The organism is Pseudomethylobacillus aquaticus (genome assembly GCF_003730115.1).
Classification (GTDB): domain Bacteria; phylum Pseudomonadota; class Gammaproteobacteria; order Burkholderiales; family Methylophilaceae; genus Pseudomethylobacillus; species Pseudomethylobacillus aquaticus.
In genome coordinates this window covers 202,894-219,799 of the sequence record NZ_RJVP01000004.1, presented here as the reverse complement: position 1 = coordinate 219,799, position 16,906 = coordinate 202,894, and the positions used below count along the sequence as shown (strand labels likewise).

Sequence of the window (16,906 nt, the reverse complement as noted above, 5' to 3'; positions counted from 1 at the left end):
GCACTTAGTGGATACGTTTGATTCTGGCGCCCAGCGCCGTCAATTTCTCTTCCAGCCGTTCATAGCCACGGTCCAGATGGTAGATGCGCTCGATGGTGGTCTCGCCACGCGCCACCAGCGCGGCCAGCACCAGACAGGCGGAAGCGCGCAGATCGGTCGCCATCACGGTGGCGCCATCCAGACAGTGTACGCCACGCACGATGGCGGTATGACCTTCCACTTCGATATGCGCGCCCAGGCGCTGCAGCTCCTGCACATGCATGAAGCGGTTCTCGAAAATGGTCTCGGTGACGCTGGCAACACCCTTGGCCACGGTATTCAGCGCCATGAACTGCGCCTGCATATCGGTTGGGAATGCCGGATGCGGTGCAGTACGCAAATTGACCGACTGCATGGCACCGTTACTTTTCACAGTGATGCTGTCAGCAGCATGCGTCACCTGCGCACCCGCATCGCGCAACTTCTCGATGACGGCTTCCAGCAGATCGGCACGCGCATTACGCAAAGTGACTTCACCACCGGCCATGGCGGCGGCCACCATGTAGGTGCCCGCTTCGATACGGTCACATACGATGGCATGCGCTGCGCCATGCAAAGCATCCACACCATGGATGGTGATCACATCGGTGCCCGCCCCTTCGATGCGCGCGCCCATCTTGATCAGGCACTCGGCCAGATCGACCACTTCAGGCTCGCGTGCGGCATTTTCCAGCACCGTGGTGCCATCTGCCAGTGCCGCTGCCATCATGAGGTTCTCGGTACCGGTCACGGTGACCATCTCCATGAGGATGCGCGCGCCACGCAGGCGCTTGCCCGGCAAATGCTGGCAATGTGCCTCGATATAGCCGTGGGCGATATGGATATCAGCGCCCATGGCTTGCAAACCCTTGATATGCAGATCGACCGGGCGCGAGCCGATGGCGCAGCCACCAGGCAATGAAACCCGCGCCTTGCCGAAGCGGGCCAATAACGGCCCCAGCACCAGAATGGAGGCGCGCATGGTTTTCACCATGTCATACGGCGCTTCCTGATGCGCGATATGCTGCGCATGCAAGGTGGCGTGGTGCGTATCGCTACGCTCCACCTGCACGCCCATGTGCGACAACAGCTTGAGCATGGTGGCCACATCATGCAGATGCGGCACTTCGCTGAGTTGCAGGGGCGCCTCGGTCAGCAAGGCCGCACACAGGATGGGCAATGCGGCATTCTTGGCGCCGGAGATGCGCACTTCGCCGTTCAGCGGTTGACCGCCTTCGATCTGCAGTTTATCCAAGATTCAGTTCCGGGCTCAGGCGACCGGGTTTTCCAACATTTGCTGCAGCTCACCGGATTCATACAGGCTGCGCATGATGTCCGCGCCACCGACGAATTCGCCGTGGATATAAAGCTGCGGAATGGTAGGCCAGTTGGCGTATTGCTTGATGCCTTCGCGGATGGCCGGGTCCTGCAGCACGTCGATGGCGGTCAGGTTCTGCACGCCACAGGCCTGCAGGATCTGCACTGCCAGGCTGGAGAAGCCGCACTGCGGAAACTTGGGGCTGCCCTTCATGTACAACACCACCGGGTTAGCGGTCACCTGGTTCTTGATCAATTGTTGCGTATCCATCTTTGGTCCTCTCGATAATTGCGTTGATTCTTGATTGTTATGCCGAACGCACATCCAGCTTGCCCCAGGCTTCCGGGGTGAAGGTGCGCATCGACAGTGCGTGGATCTCCTGACGCATGCGGTCGCCCAGCGCCTTGTAGACCAGCTGATGCTGCTGCACCATGTTCTTGCCGACAAACGCCGGGCTGACGATGACGGCCTCGAAATGGGTACCATCATCGCCCAGCACCTGCACGTGGTCGCAGGCCAAGCCTTGTAAAATGTAATCGCGTACGTCGCTCGCACTCAGCATGTCAGCTCCTTAATTTGTAGCCGGATTTGAGCAATCTCAAGGTCAGCCATGATAGGACGAAAAAGCTCGCCGAAACAATGGCCAGACTCAGCCAGGGCGAAACATCACCACTGCCGATGAAGCCATAACGGAAGCCGTCTATCATGTAGAAGAACGGGTTGAGATGCGTCACCTGCTGCCAGAAGGTCGGCAGGGAATGGATGGAATAGAACACGCCGGACAGAAAGGACAGCGGCATGATCACAAAATTCTGGAATGCCGCGATCTGGTCGAACTTCTCGGCCCAGATACTGGCGATGATGCCGAATGCCCCCAACAGACCGCTGCCCAGCAAGGCGAACACCAGCACCCAGCCCGGATAGACCAGCGGCAGGTCCACGAACAGGATAGCGACCAGGTAGATCACGGACCCGACGACCAGCCCGCGCAGTATAGCCGCTGCCAGGAAGGCCAGGAAGAATTGCAGGTAGGTGATAGGCGTCAGCAGCACGAACACCAGATTGCCCATCACCTTGGACTGGATCAGGCTGGATGAACTGTTGGCGAACGCGTTCTGCAGCAGGGACATCATGATCAGCCCCGGGATCATGAACGCGGTATAGCTCACGCCGTGCACCTGCACACGCCCTTCCAGGACGTGCGAGAACACCAGCAGATACAGCAAGGCCGTCATCACCGGCGCGGCCACAGTCTGGAAACTCACGCGCCAGAAGCGCAGCAACTCCTTGCGGAACAGCGTCCAGGCACCGAACCAGGGATGTACTTGCGGACTCATACGCGGCCCACCAGATCGACGAACACGTCTTCCAGATCCGACTCGATCAGCTGCAGATCCTGCAGGCTGACGCCGGCCTGGCGCAATTCAAGCAACACCGTATCGATCTGCGTGACTTCGCTGAGATTCAGCACCACATACTCCCCTTCCTGCTGGCGCAGCAAAGGCTGCAGAGCCAGCGGCAGACTGCCGTTCAGCTTCAACCTGAGTTTTTTGCCCGGGAAGCGGTTGAGCAGATTCGCGGTGCTGTCCAGTGCGATGATCTCGCCCTGCTTGAGCATGGCCACGCGCGAGCACAAGGTCTCGGCCTCTTCCAGGTAATGCGTAGTCAGAATGATGGTATGGCCTTCACGGTTCAGGCGCTGGATGAACGCCCACATGGTCTGGCGCAATTCCACATCCACACCGGCGGTGGGTTCATCCAGCACAATCACTGGCGGCTTGTGCGCCAGCGCCTGCGCGATCAGCGCACGGCGTTTCATGCCGCCGGACAGGCGACGCATATTGGTGTGGGCTTTATCAGTGAGGCCGAGCGCCTCGATCACCTCGTCCACCCACACGTCATTACTGCGACCCAGACCAAAGTAACCAGCCTGGAAACGCAACATCTCGCGCACATTGAAAAAGGGGTCGAACACCAGTTCTTGCGGCACCACACCCAGACTACGACGCGCCTGCTGGTAGTCACGCTGCACGTCGAAACCCATCACCGACAGATGGCCACTGGTCGGCTGTTGCAAGCCAGCGAGCAGGCTGATCAGTGTGGATTTACCAGCACCATTCGGCCCCAGCAGGGCAAAGAACTCGCCCTGGGCTATGGTCAGATCGACACCTTTCAATGCATGCAATGTACCAAAATGCTTGTGTACTTGTTCGATCTTGATCGCCGGGGTCATAGGGGTAACATGGGGCGAATGCCCCCATCTTCAATGGCCAGCGACGGCTGGGCCGGTGGGGATCAGATCAAGCACGCCATACAGCGTGGCCAGGCTGGTCAGATTGTGAGGCAGATTAAGGAAGTGCAGCTGACAGTCACGTGCACGTGACTGACGTAGCCATTCGAACATCAGGCTGATAGTGCTGGTATCCACGTCAGTTACGCCAGCAAGATCGACAGCAGACGGCACGTCCACAGACAATGCCGTCCACTCGGATAGCAGCGACTGCGTGTTGGTCATGGTCATGTCACCCACCACCACCACCTGGCCCTGCTGTTTGCTAAGTTGTGCCACCACAGATTCCCTGATCAGCTTATTTCGAGGCGTTGGCCTGCTTGTTTTTGTCAGCCAGCTTCTGGATCAGGCCATCGATACCGGCCTGACGCACTTCATTGCCGAACTGGCTGCGATAGTTGGTCACCAGGCTCACGCCTTCGATGGTGATGTCATAGACCTTCCAGGCGTCTGTCTGTTTTTCCAGGCTGTAATCGACCGCGATCGGCTGACCGCCAGGCTGCACGATCAAGGTCTTGACCGTGACTTCGGTGTCGCCGGGCTGTACACGAGTCGGCTTGAAATCGATGGTCTGATTACGGTACTTGGACAGGGCAGTCGCGTAAGTACGCAGCATCAGACTACGGAACTCACGCTGGAAGGCCTGTTGCTGCTCAGGGGTGGCGCTGCGCCAATTCTTGCCCAGCACCATGCGCGACACACGGTCAAAGTTGAAGTTGGGCAGGATCTTTTCTTCTGCCAGTGCAAAGATCTTCTTCTGGTCGCCCGCCTGGATGTCCTTATCTTTTTTGACGATGTCCAGCACTTCCTGCGCTGTGGTTTTCACCAACTCATCCGGCGCCACTTCCGCTAGCGCAGGAACAGCGAACATCAGCAGCGAGGTAATGCTCAGGGCCGTAGCCAGTTTGGTCATGCGGTTCATTGTGTTTCCTTATTTGCTTTCATCAGTCGGAGTTTCAGCAGCCTTGCTGTACAGGAACTGGCTGATCATTTTTTCCAGCACTACGGCGTCCTGGGTACGCTTGATCTTGTCGCCTTCCTTCAGGTTTGAATCTTCCAGACCTGCGATTTCAAGGCCCACATACTGCTCACCCAACAAACCTGCAGTATAAATGTTGGCCTCGGTATCGGTAGGGAACGGGTAACGCTTGTCCAGCTTGAGGGTGACCACAGCCTCGAACGTCTTACTATCGAAACGTATGCCATCCACACGGCCCACTACCACACCCGCACTTTTGACGGGTGCGCGCGCTTTCAGCCCGCCGATGTTTTCAAAGGCTGCCGTCACGGTGTAGGTTTCACCCACACTGCTGGAGGTCAGGTTGCCGACCTTCATGGCCAGACCCAGTATCGCCGCCATACCTGCTGCGGCAAAGATGCCTACCCACAGGTCTATTGTTGTACGTTCCATTTTTTCTCCAAAGCGATCTGTCGTTTACGGGTTGATCATGAATGAGGTCATGATGAAATCCAGCGCCAGCACCGCCAGCGAAGAATTAACCACCGTTCTTGTTGTGGCGCGGCTCACCCCTTCAGCGGTGGGTGGTGCATCGAATCCTTCAAATAACGCGATCATGGTACAAGCAACGCCGAACACGACGCTTTTGATGACACCATTGACAATATCTTCACGGAAATCCACGTTGGCCTGCATCTGCGACCAGAACGCGCCGTTGTCCACACCGATCAGTGGCACTGCGACCAGATAGCCGCCCAGCACGCCTACCATCGAGAACAGTGCCGCCAGCAAGGGCATAGAGATCACGCCCGCCCAGAAACGCGGCGCAACCACACGTGCGATCGGGCTGACAGCCATCATCTCCATCGCTGACAACTGCTCGGTGGCTTTCATCAGGCCGATCTCAGCAGTGATGGCCGTGCCGGCACGGCCGGCAAACAGCAAGGCCGTGACCACCGGACCCAGTTCGCGCACCAGTGACAAGGCCACCAGCACGCCGATGGCTTCAGACGAGCCGTATTTCTGCAGCGTGTTATAGCCTTGCAGGGCCAGCACCATGCCGACAAAGAAGGCAGACACCAGAATGATGATCAACGACATCACACCGGTGAAGTAGATCTCACGAATGGTCAGATGCAAACGGCGGAAACTCTCGCCTGAATACAGCAATACATAGCCGGAAAAGCGCACTGCGCCCCCAAAACGCCACAACTGGTCCACCAGCTTGTGGCCGACACCACGCAACACCTTGGCGACCTTGGTCAGCAAACCACTAAACATTATGACCTCTCAGCATCTCGGCCGCATAGTCGGGCGCCGGATAATGGAACGGCACCGGGCCATCCGCTTCGCCATGCACAAACTGATGCACGAACGGCAGATCGGAATGACGCAACTCGTCAGGGGTACCCTCCGCCACCACCACGCCGTTGCCGACAAAATAAACATAATCCACGAATGAGAACGTCTCATGCACATCATGTGTGACCACGATGGAGGTCGCACCCAGTGCATCGTTTAGACTGCGGATCAGGTTACACACCACCCCCATGGAGATCGGGTCCAGACCAGCGAACGGCTCGTCGTACATGATGATGGAGGGGTCCAGCGCGACTGCACGGGCCAGCGCCACACGACGTGCCATACCTCCAGACAATTCGGTCGGCATCAGTTGTGCCGCACCGCGCAAACCAACTGCATTCAGCTTCATCATCACCAGATCGCGGATCATGGTCTCGGGCAGGTCGGTATGCTCACGCATCGGGAACGCCACGTTCTCGTAAACGGAAAGGTCGGTGAACAGCGCCCCGAACTGGAACAACATGCCCATCTTGCGACGCAGCGTGTGCAGACCGTCCCTGTCCTGGTGATGTACCACTTTGCCACCCACACGCACTTCACCACGCGTAGGCTTGAGTTGCCCACCGATCAGACGCAACAAGGTGGTCTTACCGCTGCCACTGCCGCCCATGATGGCCACCACCTTGCCGCGTGGAAAGACCATATTGATGCCTTTGTGCAGCTGTCGGCCCTTGTAGCCAAAGGAAAGATTGTCGATTTCGACGATGTTGTCGGTCACAGGATGTGGTTTCGTTTCATTAAGGCCGTAATTTTAATGCAATTTGGCTGCCTGTGTCGTGCTCACTTGTACAAAAGCCTGGCATGCCAGGCTGATGTTGCATTTTTCACGGCAGAAACCTGCCCTGACCCGAAATCAGAACTTGCTAGAAAGCAAGGCACACCGCGTAGCTCGCCGCAGGTGCCGCATTGATGCTGGCCGTAGAATCGCCATCGCGCGCCGTCAGCACTGCGGTGTCGTAGGCGCGCAAGCTGCCGCTAGAGGTCTCGCCATCGTCCAGCAGAATATCCATCTGCGTCACCAGCTTGCTGGACAAACCGTCCATGCAGCCTGCATGCCCGGCTGGCATGTTGGTCAACACCGCCAGTGTGGCACTGCTCTGCACGCCGATGCGGCCACCTTCCGTGTTGCGGGGGTAATAGCCTGCCGTGTTGATATTGGTGCTGCCGTTGGCAAGGCCAGCCAGGCGCACATGCTGCCAGAACAGCTCGGTCTCGCTGGCAGCTGGCAGGCTGGCGCCGTTCCAGACACCGTCGATACTGGCATTCTGGGTGCCGGCAGCATTGGTACCTCCCACATGAATGGCGGCACTGCGGTCATCGCCAGGCAAGGCGCGGAATTTATCCTGATAGGTATACATATAGGTCTGCAGGTTCTTCAATTCGGAAGTAAGACTCTTGACCTTGGCACTGCCGATCAACTCCTGCCCTTTAAGCACCCCGCCCAGCAATAAACCAACCACCACCAGTACGATGGCTAATTCGATCAAGGTAAAGCCTGCGTTTCGTTTCATGATAGTGCCTCCTAAGATAGGTTAAGTTCCCGGGATACCAGACAGCGCGACAAAAACGTTTTATGTCAAAAGGTTATGTTCGTGAAAAGCGACAGTCAAACCCCGGTGAGTGGTGACCCATAGGAAGGCGGATGGAACGATAAAAAAGGCGAAGGAGGGACTAGTTCAACTCGATCAGCTTGGCACACCCCAGAAAGAAGATGGACTTAGGCCCAGACAGGTGGGCGCTAGTAAACGGATTGGTAGTAAACAAAAGCTGTTGCAGCAGCCTTTTAAGCTAGGGACCTTACGCAGACGACGATGATAGATAGGGTTGGATTTTTAGCCGTGGCGCACAGTGCGATACCATAGCCGTCATGGCAGATCAGAAAAATTACATCACGGCACAGGGCTTTGCAGCACTGGAAGAGGAATTCCAGCAGCTGCGCAAAGTGGAGCGCCCGGAGGTGGTACGCACCGTGAGCTGGGCAGCCAGTAACGGTGACCGCAGCGAGAATGGCGATTACATCTACGGCAAGCGACGTTTGCGCCAGATCGATTCACGCATGCGTTTCCTGATCAAGCGCATGGACAATGCCGTGGTGGTAGACCCTGCCCAGCAGCAGCATCTGGAGAAGGTGTTCTTCGGCGCCTGGGTCACACTGTATGCGCTGGACCGCGAGGCAGAGCTGCGTTACCGCATCGTCGGGCAGGATGAGCTGGCGCCATCCAAAGGCTATATCAGCTGGGTATCGCCACTGGCGCGCGCCATGCTGGGCAAGCAGGTCGGTGATGTGGTGCAGGTGCAGTCGCCCGGCGGCGTAGAAGCTTATGAGATCGTCGAGATCGCCTATCATGACCCGGATCAGGGCAGCACAGGCGAGCCATCATGAGCATAAGCAGCGCGTGAACTAAAAGCGGCGCGTGAACCAAGCCTGCCAACTTGACTCATAAGCGTACTGCCATGATGATATCGTCGATGAACAAGCTGATCGCCCTGCTGTTGATGTTGTGTTTGCCCCTGCTGGCAAACGCGGCTTCGTCCATGGCCATCGCGATGCAGTTGCAGTCACTGGCAGCGGTGTCGGTGTCCGCAGACCAAGCAAAGACTACACCAGCGTCTGGCATGCCCTGCCACGACATGGCCACCAGCAGCATGATGGAAGCGGCTGGAGCTCACCAACATACGGCAGACAAGCCTGCAGAGATGCCGTGTTGCGATGAGCAACAGAGCGTCCAGCACCAGTGCGCCAGCTGTGGCTGGTGCATGATCACTCTGTCCATGATCCAGCTTCAGGCCTTCGACGCCCGCCTGGCTGCCATGCCGGCCGACCGCCATGCGGTCAGTGCCGATACCTTCACTACACTTAACCACCCTCCCGCTATCAAACCACCCATCAACGCATAAAACCCTACCCTCGTCTTTTTATATTCAGGAGGTTTTATGTGGAAATATCTGCTCGCCTTTCCGGCGACACCCGGTTTTATTGCAATCGCGGCATTGGCATCATTCAGCATCGTCCCGCAGGCACAGGCCGCGGCCCTGATGGGCTTTGCCGACAGCACCATGGTGATGGGCGAGTTCGGCCCGGATTATCAGGAAATGATGGCCAACTACTCGGCCACAGTCGGCCAGGCCTATGGCGTGGAGTTCATGCGCATGCGCGACAAGAACGATCGCACCAGCACCATCTCCGCGCTGAGCTATACCAATCTGCTCAAACGCTGGAACTTCAAGGGTGGTCAGGCCAATTTCTGGTTCACAGGTGGCATCGGTGAATCGCACGGCGACGATCAGTCCGGTCTGGCCTACACCCCTAGCGTGCAGTTCGACTACGAAACCACACGCTTGTATTTGCTGGGCAAGCTGCGCATGGTGCGTGCCCCGGGCATGAACTTCGACAGCGCTTCGGTGCAGGCCGGCTTCTCGTTCTACGAGACCGGGTTCGACCAGACGCAGCCCTGGTTTGTGCTGGAAGCCAGAACCATGAGCAATATGTCACCCGCGTTCCAGGTGACGCCCGCGCTCAGGTTCATCAACAAGAACTACTTTATGGAAGTAGGCATGACCAATCCGTTCACGCCGGAAGACCGCATGCCCAGAGTCAATCTGATGTTCGTGTTTTGATCATTCAAACCCATTCAAGGAATTTCATCATGAAAAAAACCATTGTGATCAGCTTGTTTAGCCTGTTCCTGTTCTCCAACGCCGCCATGGCAGCCAGCAGCATCAAGGCCGAAGTCAACGGCATGGTGTGCGCCTTCTGCGCCAAAGGCATAGAGAAAAAGCTGCGCAGCCTGCCAGCCGCACAGGACGTATTCATCGATCTCAAACAGCACATCGTGGTGCTGGAACTGAAAGACGGCCAGAGCGTGCCTATCGAGCAGTTCAAGCAGATCATCAAAGAGGCAGGTTACGATGTGGCCGAAGCCAAGCTGGTAGACCAGAGCGCGGCTAGCCTGCGCACAGAGATGGCAAAATGAGCCGCGCCAAGCCCAGCGCGGCTGATGCCAGCACAACCGCCAGCGGCCCCGACCTGCTCAAGCTGAACCGGCGCGCCAGCCTGCTGACGCTGCTGACCAGCAGCTCCACGCTGATCTGCTGTGCGCTGCCAGCCTTGCTGGTCACGCTGGGGGCCGGGGCCGCCTTGTCCTCGCTGATCAGCAGCGTGCCACAACTGGTCTGGCTCAGTGAGTACAAGCTGCTGCTGTTCTCGCTGGCTGGCAGCATGATGCTGCTCGCAGGCTTGCTACAATGGCGGGCCAGATCGGCGCCGTGCCCGGCAGACCCGGCACTGGCAGCTGCATGTACGCGAGCACGACGACAGGCATGGTGGATCTACCTGTTGTCCTGGGCCATGCTGCTGGTTGGTATCTGGTTCGCGTTCATCGCCCCTCTGTTAATGGAGTAGTCATGTCAGTTCGCCAGCAGCGCTGGGATATCTTCTGTCGCGTGATCGACAATTACGGTGATATCGGCGTCTGCTGGCGTCTGGCACGCCAGCTTGCCCATGAACACGGCCGCGAGCTGCGCCTGTGGGTGGACGATCTCACCGTTGCGGCCAAGCTGATTCCCGGCCTGCGGGACGATGCTGAAAACCAGCAGATTGACGGTATCACGGTCCGTGCCTGGCAACCCGCTTTCGTGGTGGATGAGGCGGCGGAAGTGGTCATCGAAGCGTTTGCTTGTGAACTGCCCGACCCTTACTTGCACGCCATGGCCATGCGCAGCACCGCACCGGTGTGGATCAATCTGGATTACCTGACCGCAGAAGCCTGGACTCAGGGATTCCATCTGCAGCCCTCACCACACCCGCGCTGGCCACTACGCAAGACCTTTTACTTCCCCGGCTTCGATGCAGATACCGGCGGCCTGCTGCGGGAGCAAGACCTGTTCACACGCCGCGACGCCTGTCAGGTCAATGCCGGGATGCGCAGCCGCACGGCATTACGGGTCTCGCTGTTCTGCTACCCGCATGCGCCCATTGCGGCGCTGCTGCAAAGCATGGCAGACAGCCCACGCGCCGTGCATTGCCTGGTACCCGAGAGCAGCATCGTGCCACAGATCGCTGCCTTTTTCGGACTGCCCGCCATACGCGCAGGCGAGCGGCAACAACAGGGCGCGCTGACGCTGGACATCCTGCCTTTTCTGACGCAGGACGATTACGACCAGTTGCTATGGTCGTGTGACCTCAACTTTGTGCGTGGTGAAGACAGCTGGATACGTGCGCTATGGGCGGCAAAACCCTTCGTTTGGCAACCTTACCGGCAACAAGACGCGCTGCATCTGGTCAAGCTGCAAGCTTTCCTCGAGCGCTACCAGGCCGACGCTGTGCTAAAGCAACTCCATGCGGCCTGGGTGGCAGGACCCTGGCAAACACAAGCCTGGCAAGCGGTCGTTGACCAGTTACCGTCTCTGCAAACACAGGCAAAACAACGCTGCGCGCAGCTGGCCGAACTACCGGATCTGGCCGCTAAGCTGGTGATTTTCTGCGAGAATTTTTCATAAATCTGCGGTATAATCCGCGACTTTTCACACTTTTCAACCTTTTTTAGTCGCAGGACAACAGATGAAAACAGCTCAGGAACTCCGCGTAGGCAACGTATTTATGGTCGGCAAAGATCCAATGGTCGTGCTGAAAACCGAATTCAGCAAGTCTGGCCGTAACTCTTCCGTGGTCAAGATGAAGTTCAAGAACCTGTTGACCGAATCCCCGAGCGAAGCGGTCTACAAGGCAGACGACAAGTTCGAAGTTGTCGTGCTGGAAAAGAAGGACGTCAGCTACTCCTACTTCGCTGACCCGATGTACGTGTTCATGGACGCCGAGTACAACCAGTACGAAGTGGAAGCCGAAACCATGGAAGATGCACTGAAGTTCCTGGAAGACGCCATGCCCTGTGAAGTGGTGTTCTACAACGGCAAGCCTATTTCAGTGGAGCTGCCGAACTCCGTGGTACGCGAGATCATCTACACCGAACCTGCCGTCAAGGGCGACACCTCCGGCAAGGTCATGAAGGCCGCCCGCATCAACACCGGCTTCGAACTGCCAGTACCGCTGTTCTGCGAAATCGGCGACAAGATCGAAATCGATACGCGTACGCTGGAATACAAGAACCGTGTGAAGTGATCCACACCAACTGATACTCACCAGGCTACTTGCGAATCGCCGGTAGCCTGAGGAACAAAAAGGGGCCGATGGCCCCTTTTTTATTGCTACCGCTGTTGAATCCACATTGATGAATCCACGGCTGACGGCTCAGCGCAAGCTTGATCCGTTCACAAGGTCGGTCACAGCCAATCGTGACGCGAGCGTGGCAAACGCAGCAAGCCGCGCAGCACGATCCACATATCCAGCCACAAGGACCAGTTGCGCAGGTAATCCATGTCGCTGGCCAGACGGCGCTCAATGTCTTCACTTTTTTCCGGCTCACTTACGCTGCCATTGCTGCCAGCCCAACTGAAGATGCCGGAACGCACCGGGTAACGCAGCAGATAGGTCTTCAAGTGCTTGTGGTACAGCTCCTGCTGTTCAGCCGGATACGGACGCGGCCCGGCCAGCGCCATATCACCGCGCACCACGTTGTAGAGGGCGGGCAGCCACTCCAGCCCCGAGCAGGTCAGGAAATCACCGATGGGTGTGCGGGCCTGGATCATCTCTTCTGTACTTATATTGCGCGTACGCAGTCGATAAACCGTCAGCGCACGGCCATCCAGATGGTGCATGCGGTGACAGACGATCACGCTACCATGCGAACCCAGCCTGATGACCACAGCCAGTAGCAATAGCACGGGCAGACTGAGCACCAGCAGCACGGCTGCCAGCATGCTATCGCTGACACGCTTGATCAGCGCCTGCAAGCCTTGCATGGGAGTGAGACTCATGGCCAGCAGCGGCATGCCACCCAGCACATCGATGCGCGTCTGCATCAGGTCATGGATGAAGGCATCCGGCAGGAAATAGATGCTGGAACGCACCTCGCGCAACTCGTCCAGCAGTTTGATGATGCGTGGCTCGGCGATCATGGGCAGGGCGATGTAGATATCGTCTACACCATGCTGCTGGCAATATGCGGAGATCTGCGACAGGTTGCCCAGCACCGCACCAGTATCCTGCACTTCCAGACGTTGTGCTTCCCGGTCATCGAAGAAGCCCAGCACCATGACCGCCAGCTCAGGCTGTGCTGCCAGCGTGTCGATGAATTTCTGTGCCTGTTTGGTGCCACCTACCAGCACGGCGCGGCGCGCTTTGGATGGGTGCTTGCGCATCATGGCTTCCAGACCCAGGCCCAGCACGAACACCAGCAAAGGCGACAGCAACCACCAGAGCAGCAAGGCAGATGGGCTTAGCAGATCCAGGCTGGAGGTCAAGCAGCCCACCAGCGACAGCAGAACCACGATACGCAGCGTGGACGCCACCACCTGACCCAGGAACCCGGCGCTGCTGCCGTGCGGCCGGCAACCCGGGAAGGTCAATAACAGTGTGAGCAGAAACAGGGCGACGTGCCTACCATCCGCGCTCGCCCCCGTGTAGGCACTGATCACGAATAACACCAGCAACCAGACCAGCGGCTCCAGCAAATACTGCGCGATGGTACGCGTAGGCAACGCGAACGGATTGAAGCGTGTGGAATAAAGACTCATCTTGGCCGCTCACTCAAAAGTTGGTCGATGAACACGAACAACGGGCAGGTTACAGCGCCTCTCCATGGGGGACACTGCTGGGTTCAGTACTGTTGGATTGATACTAGAGTATGTATGTGCGCTTTGCAACGCAAGCGCATAAAGTGGTCATCTTTGCGGCGTGTTCGCCTGTAAAAACCAGGCTCTCACGCCGCTGGCGCAGCGTCGATTGTTTACAGCTCGCCGTAGGAATGCAGGCCGGACAGGAACATGTTCACACCCAGGAACGCGAATGTGGTCACCAGCAGGCCGACCACGGCCCACCAGGCCAGCACCGGTCCGCGCAAGCCCTTGACCAGACGCAGGTGCAACCAGGCCGCATAGTTCAGCCACACGATCAGGGCCCAGGTCTCCTTAGGGTCCCAGGACCAGTAGCCGCCCCAGGCTTCTGCCGCCCACAAGGCCCCCAGGATGGTCGCGATGGTGAAGAAGGCAAAGCCGATGGCGATGGCCTTGTACATCACATCATCCAGGATGCTGAGTGCAGGCAGGCGCGAGGCCAGGATGCCGCGATTGGCCAGCAGGTAGGCACTGCCCACCATGGCCGCCAGCGAGAACGCGCCGTAACCGATGAAATTGGCCGGCACATGGATCTTCATCCAGTAAGATTGCAGCGCAGGCACCAGCGGCTGGATCTCGTGAGCCCCTCGGTCAAAGGTGTACCAGAGGATGAACCCGACGGCAGCATTGACCACCACCAGCACGAAGCCACCCAGCTGGCGCGTTTGATAGCGCTGCTCGTAGTAGAGGTACATCAGTGCGGTGATCAGGCAGAACAGGATGAACACTTCGTACAGATTGCTGACCGGGATATGGCCTACATCCGGCGCGATCAGGTAGGACTCGTACCAGCGCACCATCAGGCCGATGTAGCCCATCAGCACGGCAGCCCAAGTCAGGCTGGAGGCCACTTTAGCCGTGAACTCTGAACGGCTGAACAATCCGAGCCAGTAGGTCAGCATGGCCAGCACGAACAGCACATTCATCCACATCACGGCAGACTGGCTGGCGATCAGGTACTTGAGGAAGAAACTCTGCCCGGCACGCGCGGCGTCCCCGTCATACAAAGCGATGGCGGCCAGACTGAGCACACCGACACCGATGACCAGGGCACGCATCGGCTTCCACCACCAGCCCAGCCAGGTGAACAGCAGGCCGGCACCGAACAGGAAACCGATCTCGTAAGCGTCCATGAACTGGGAATAATGCATAAACGCATATACAGCCCCCAGGTTGAGCAACAGCGCATACAGCCAGTCCAGCCAGTTCAGGCGTTTGAGCAAAGGTTGCGGCAGTTCGTAGCTGAGCGTGTTCATGGTCATCCCCTTAAGAGGTCAATTGCTGCTGCAGTTGCTGCTGGTACTGGGCGAATTCCAGATCCAGGTCCCGGTTCTTGCGGTTCGAGGACATGGTGAACAGCAGCTGTTGTTCACCGGTGGCTTCATTGGCTTTGACGAGCAGCCAGATACGACGTTCACGGATGTAGATCATGGCAAAGATACCCAGCACCAGCAACAAGGAGCCCGTGTAGACCAGCGCCTTGCCGGGCGAGCGCGTCAGTTGCAGTCCGCTGGCTTCGCGCTGCTGGAATTGTTGCAGCTGCAGATAGAACGGGCTGCCGTAGAAGAACAGATCGCTCATCGCGTTCATGGCGTCCTGCAGGAACAGTTGCGTTTCCTCGTCACCAGCCGCCGCCGGCAGACCAGCCCGTTCACGACTCAGATTGTAGGCCTCGAACGCCGCGCCATTGACGATCTTGAGGTAAGTCTGCGCAGCGTTGTCGCGCTCCGCCTCGGGCACCGCCTGCTCGATGGCTTCGGCGATCTTGGTATAGCCACCACGACTGAAGGCCAGCAATAACTGCTGGATACTGCTCTCGAACTTGGCCTTGAGATCTGCATCGCTGGCATCGCCCGGCATGGCCACACGCGACAGGCGTGCGGCGATCTCGGCATGTTGCGCCTGGTCGAACATCACGCTGCGCAGGCGCATGAAGCTTTGCAGGCTCATGTCCTCATCCACGGGCAGGCGCAGGTATTTGAATTCCTCACGCTGGGTATTGCGCATGCCGGAAACAAAATAGGCGCGGCCATTAAGACGCAAAGGCTGCATATAGTTCACATACTCACGTGCCTGGCCCTGGGTATCGCGCACCTTGAAGGTCACGTTGGCACCTACGTTGTGCGATTTGCCTTTGCCGTCTGCAGACAGATTAAGGATGTTGAACAAGCGAAAATCGTTGAACTCGATGGTGAGATTATCTTCAGCATCGCCCAACTTGACCTCATCGAAGATGGTGCCCTTGAGCGGCAGGCTACGGTTGCCCGCACCCAGAATATCCCACATATCGAAATCGAGGCCGGTGCCGCCGTCCTGGAAGTCGGACTGATAGATGGCGATGCCTTTGTAGATCAGCGGCTTGTTGACGCTGATGGTACGTGTGAGTGGTTCTTTAAGATCCGGATCGGTGATCACCAGGTCACTCTCGAATGACTTGGGCTGACCTGTCGCGTAATGCTCGATACGGAAATCCTTGAGCGCGATGCGGAACGGCAGCTCCTGCACCAGATAACCATCCTTGACGCGCAGAAAAGCCACGTCCGCACTGCTGCCTTCCGGCAGGGTCATGTTGGCGCGGAACGACAGGTTACCCACGCCCATGCGGCTCTCTGGCGGCACTTGCGAGGCTGGCACATCCAGCGTTTCGATCTTTTTATGGCCCAGCATCTCCTGCACCTTGAACGGCAGGTTGCCGTCCATCAAACCGCCCACACAGATCACTACGATGGCGGCATGCGTGAAGATATAGCCCAGGCGCTGATAGCTGCCCGCCTTGGCAGCGATGAGCTCACCACCGTCACGCGGCTGGATACGGTAGCGGAAGCCGCGCAAGGTCAGGAACTGCAGCAACTGCGCGCGCAAGGCCTCCGCGCTGGCCGTCGTTGTATAGCTGGCCTGGTGACTGAAACTGCGCAGGGAAACAGACGTCGCGTTCTCGCGGTAGTTGCGCAAGTCACGCAGCATCTGCGGGCTGTTACGGTAGATGCACAGACTGGTGGAGATCACCAGGAACAGCAGGATCAGCAGGAACCACAAGGCATGGTAGACATCGTACAAGCCCAGCAGATTAAATAACTCGAACCAGAACTGGCCGAACTGGATGATGTAGTTGGCATAGGGCTCATTCTGCTTGAGCACGGTGCCGATGATGGAAGCGACACCCAGCACCGTCAGCAGGCTGACTGCGAAGCGCATCGAGCTCAGCAGCTCGTACAGCTGTCGGGAATTG

21 protein-coding genes are annotated in these 16,906 nt (G+C 57.9%); 7 read left to right on the top strand and 14 right to left on the bottom strand.

The genetic code is table 11. From position 1 onward, the window contains the following. Positions 1-4 precede the first annotated feature (4 nt). The 11 genes from murA to ED236_RS09090 form a co-directional block, all read right to left on the bottom strand. Complete coding sequence (murA, locus tag ED236_RS09140) at positions 5-1,273, bottom strand: UDP-N-acetylglucosamine 1-carboxyvinyltransferase (RefSeq protein ID WP_123237659.1); 1,269 nt, start codon at positions 1,271-1,273, stop codon at positions 5-7. A gap of 15 nt (positions 1,274-1,288) precedes the next feature. Next, a complete protein-coding gene (gene grxD / locus ED236_RS09135) occupies positions 1,289-1,606 on the bottom strand; it encodes a Grx4 family monothiol glutaredoxin (RefSeq protein ID WP_123237658.1) in 318 nt (105 codons plus the stop codon). Positions 1,607-1,643: 37 nt separating this feature from the next. Beyond that, the gene (locus ED236_RS09130) at positions 1,644-1,898 is read right to left on the bottom strand and encodes a BolA family protein (protein WP_123237657.1); all 255 of its coding nucleotides are present in this window, start codon (positions 1,896-1,898) and stop codon (positions 1,644-1,646) included. Position 1,899: 1 nt separating this feature from the next. Beyond that, positions 1,900-2,673 (bottom strand): ABC transporter permease, encoded by a 774-nt coding sequence (locus ED236_RS09125; RefSeq protein WP_123237656.1) that lies wholly within the window; start codon positions 2,671-2,673, stop codon positions 1,900-1,902. After that, positions 2,670-3,569, bottom strand: coding sequence for an ABC transporter ATP-binding protein (locus ED236_RS09120; RefSeq protein ID WP_123237655.1), 900 nt, complete (start codon positions 3,567-3,569; stop codon positions 2,670-2,672). The genes ED236_RS09125 and ED236_RS09120 overlap by 4 nt, the downstream gene beginning before the upstream one ends. A 30-nt stretch (positions 3,570-3,599) precedes the next feature. Beyond that, positions 3,600-3,905 carry an STAS domain-containing protein gene (locus ED236_RS09115; protein WP_240032096.1) on the bottom strand — a complete coding sequence of 102 codons (306 nt, stop codon included), beginning with the start codon at positions 3,903-3,905 and terminating at the stop codon, positions 3,600-3,602. A gap of 19 nt (positions 3,906-3,924) precedes the next feature. Further along, positions 3,925-4,539, bottom strand: a complete 615-nt coding sequence (locus ED236_RS09110; protein ID WP_123237707.1) for an MlaC/ttg2D family ABC transporter substrate-binding protein — start codon at positions 4,537-4,539, stop codon at positions 3,925-3,927. 18 nt (positions 4,540-4,557) lie between these two features. Beyond that, positions 4,558-5,037, bottom strand: coding sequence for an outer membrane lipid asymmetry maintenance protein MlaD (gene mlaD / locus ED236_RS09105; protein ID WP_123237654.1), 480 nt, complete (start codon positions 5,035-5,037; stop codon positions 4,558-4,560). A gap of 24 nt (positions 5,038-5,061) precedes the next feature. Next, positions 5,062-5,865, bottom strand: coding sequence for a lipid asymmetry maintenance ABC transporter permease subunit MlaE (gene mlaE, locus ED236_RS09100; RefSeq protein WP_123237653.1), 804 nt, complete (start codon positions 5,863-5,865; stop codon positions 5,062-5,064). Further along, complete coding sequence (locus ED236_RS09095; protein ID WP_123237652.1) at positions 5,858-6,664, bottom strand: ABC transporter ATP-binding protein; 807 nt, start codon at positions 6,662-6,664, stop codon at positions 5,858-5,860. The genes mlaE and ED236_RS09095 overlap by 8 nt, the downstream gene beginning before the upstream one ends. Before the next feature lie 145 nt (positions 6,665-6,809). Beyond that, positions 6,810-7,457 (bottom strand): prepilin-type N-terminal cleavage/methylation domain-containing protein, encoded by a 648-nt coding sequence (locus ED236_RS09090; protein ID WP_123237651.1) that lies wholly within the window; start codon positions 7,455-7,457, stop codon positions 6,810-6,812. A gap of 356 nt (positions 7,458-7,813) precedes the next feature. Between ED236_RS09090 and greB the strand changes: the two genes are divergently transcribed. From greB to efp, 7 genes are all read left to right on the top strand, one after another. Further along, positions 7,814-8,329 (top strand): transcription elongation factor GreB, encoded by a 516-nt coding sequence (greB, locus tag ED236_RS09085; RefSeq protein ID WP_123237650.1) that lies wholly within the window; start codon positions 7,814-7,816, stop codon positions 8,327-8,329. 71 nt (positions 8,330-8,400) lie between these two features. Next, complete coding sequence (locus ED236_RS12390; protein WP_148042276.1) at positions 8,401-8,844, top strand: hypothetical protein; 444 nt, start codon at positions 8,401-8,403, stop codon at positions 8,842-8,844. Between the two features lie 36 nt (positions 8,845-8,880). Then, positions 8,881-9,564: a hypothetical protein gene (locus ED236_RS09070; RefSeq protein WP_123237647.1), complete on the top strand. Its 684-nt coding sequence runs from the start codon at positions 8,881-8,883 to the stop codon at positions 9,562-9,564. Positions 9,565-9,593: 29 nt separating this feature from the next. Beyond that, positions 9,594-9,920, top strand: a complete 327-nt coding sequence (locus ED236_RS09065; RefSeq protein ID WP_123237646.1) for a heavy-metal-associated domain-containing protein — start codon at positions 9,594-9,596, stop codon at positions 9,918-9,920. After that, positions 9,917-10,348: a hypothetical protein gene (locus ED236_RS09060; RefSeq protein ID WP_123237645.1), complete on the top strand. Its 432-nt coding sequence runs from the start codon at positions 9,917-9,919 to the stop codon at positions 10,346-10,348. The genes ED236_RS09065 and ED236_RS09060 overlap by 4 nt, the downstream gene beginning before the upstream one ends. Positions 10,349-10,350: 2 nt before the next feature. Then, positions 10,351-11,445, top strand: a complete 1,095-nt coding sequence (earP, locus tag ED236_RS09055; protein ID WP_123237644.1) for an elongation factor P maturation arginine rhamnosyltransferase EarP — start codon at positions 10,351-10,353, stop codon at positions 11,443-11,445. Between the two features lie 61 nt (positions 11,446-11,506). Beyond that, the gene (gene efp / locus ED236_RS09050) at positions 11,507-12,064 is read left to right on the top strand and encodes an elongation factor P (protein ID WP_123237643.1); all 558 of its coding nucleotides are present in this window, start codon (positions 11,507-11,509) and stop codon (positions 12,062-12,064) included. Between the two features lie 161 nt (positions 12,065-12,225). Here the strand turns inward: efp and ED236_RS09045 are convergent, their stop codons facing one another. The 3 genes from ED236_RS09045 to ED236_RS09035 all read right to left on the bottom strand — a co-directional run bounded on the left by ED236_RS09045 (position 12,226) and on the right by ED236_RS09035 (position 16,872). Beyond that, on the bottom strand, positions 12,226-13,578 hold the full coding sequence (locus tag ED236_RS09045) for a sugar transferase (RefSeq protein WP_123237642.1): 1,353 nt from the start codon (positions 13,576-13,578) through the stop codon (positions 12,226-12,228). Between the two features lie 212 nt (positions 13,579-13,790). Continuing rightward, complete coding sequence (gene ccsB, locus ED236_RS09040) at positions 13,791-14,933, bottom strand: c-type cytochrome biogenesis protein CcsB (RefSeq protein ID WP_123237706.1); 1,143 nt, start codon at positions 14,931-14,933, stop codon at positions 13,791-13,793. A 10-nt stretch (positions 14,934-14,943) separates the two neighbouring features. Beyond that, positions 14,944-16,872, bottom strand: coding sequence for a cytochrome c biogenesis protein ResB (locus tag ED236_RS09035; RefSeq protein WP_123237641.1), 1,929 nt, complete (start codon positions 16,870-16,872; stop codon positions 14,944-14,946). Positions 16,873-16,906 lie beyond the last annotated feature (34 nt).

What these genes read in the sequence shown, in the direction of transcription:
- ED236_RS09090 (WP_123237651.1), bottom strand. Translation starts at nt 7,457, where the DNA reads ATGAAACGAAACGCAGGCTTTACCTTGATCGAATTAGCCATCGTACTG.
- earP (WP_123237644.1), top strand. Translation starts at nt 10,351, where the DNA reads ATGTCAGTTCGCCAGCAGCGCTGGGATATCTTCTGTCGCGTGATCGAC.
- efp (WP_123237643.1), top strand. Translation starts at nt 11,507, where the DNA reads ATGAAAACAGCTCAGGAACTCCGCGTAGGCAACGTATTTATGGTCGGC.
- ED236_RS09065 (WP_123237646.1), top strand. Translation starts at nt 9,594, where the DNA reads ATGAAAAAAACCATTGTGATCAGCTTGTTTAGCCTGTTCCTGTTCTCC.
- ccsB (WP_123237706.1), bottom strand. Translation starts at nt 14,933, where the DNA reads ATGAACACGCTCAGCTACGAACTGCCGCAACCTTTGCTCAAACGCCTG.
- ED236_RS09060 (WP_123237645.1), top strand. Translation starts at nt 9,917, where the DNA reads ATGAGCCGCGCCAAGCCCAGCGCGGCTGATGCCAGCACAACCGCCAGC.
- ED236_RS09120 (WP_123237655.1), bottom strand. Translation starts at nt 3,569, where the DNA reads ATGACCCCGGCGATCAAGATCGAACAAGTACACAAGCATTTTGGTACA.
- grxD (WP_123237658.1), bottom strand. Translation starts at nt 1,606, where the DNA reads ATGGATACGCAACAATTGATCAAGAACCAGGTGACCGCTAACCCGGTG.
- ED236_RS09110 (WP_123237707.1), bottom strand. Translation starts at nt 4,539, where the DNA reads ATGACCAAACTGGCTACGGCCCTGAGCATTACCTCGCTGCTGATGTTC.
- ED236_RS09125 (WP_123237656.1), bottom strand. Translation starts at nt 2,673, where the DNA reads ATGAGTCCGCAAGTACATCCCTGGTTCGGTGCCTGGACGCTGTTCCGC.
- mlaE (WP_123237653.1), bottom strand. Translation starts at nt 5,865, where the DNA reads ATGTTTAGTGGTTTGCTGACCAAGGTCGCCAAGGTGTTGCGTGGTGTC.
- ED236_RS09070 (WP_123237647.1), top strand. Translation starts at nt 8,881, where the DNA reads ATGTGGAAATATCTGCTCGCCTTTCCGGCGACACCCGGTTTTATTGCA.
- ED236_RS09130 (WP_123237657.1), bottom strand. Translation starts at nt 1,898, where the DNA reads ATGCTGAGTGCGAGCGACGTACGCGATTACATTTTACAAGGCTTGGCC.
- ED236_RS09045 (WP_123237642.1), bottom strand. Translation starts at nt 13,578, where the DNA reads ATGAGTCTTTATTCCACACGCTTCAATCCGTTCGCGTTGCCTACGCGT.
- mlaD (WP_123237654.1), bottom strand. Translation starts at nt 5,037, where the DNA reads ATGGAACGTACAACAATAGACCTGTGGGTAGGCATCTTTGCCGCAGCA.
- greB (WP_123237650.1), top strand. Translation starts at nt 7,814, where the DNA reads ATGGCAGATCAGAAAAATTACATCACGGCACAGGGCTTTGCAGCACTG.
- ED236_RS09035 (WP_123237641.1), bottom strand. Translation starts at nt 16,872, where the DNA reads ATGCGCTTCGCAGTCAGCCTGCTGACGGTGCTGGGTGTCGCTTCCATC.
- ED236_RS12390 (WP_148042276.1), top strand. Translation starts at nt 8,401, where the DNA reads ATGATGATATCGTCGATGAACAAGCTGATCGCCCTGCTGTTGATGTTG.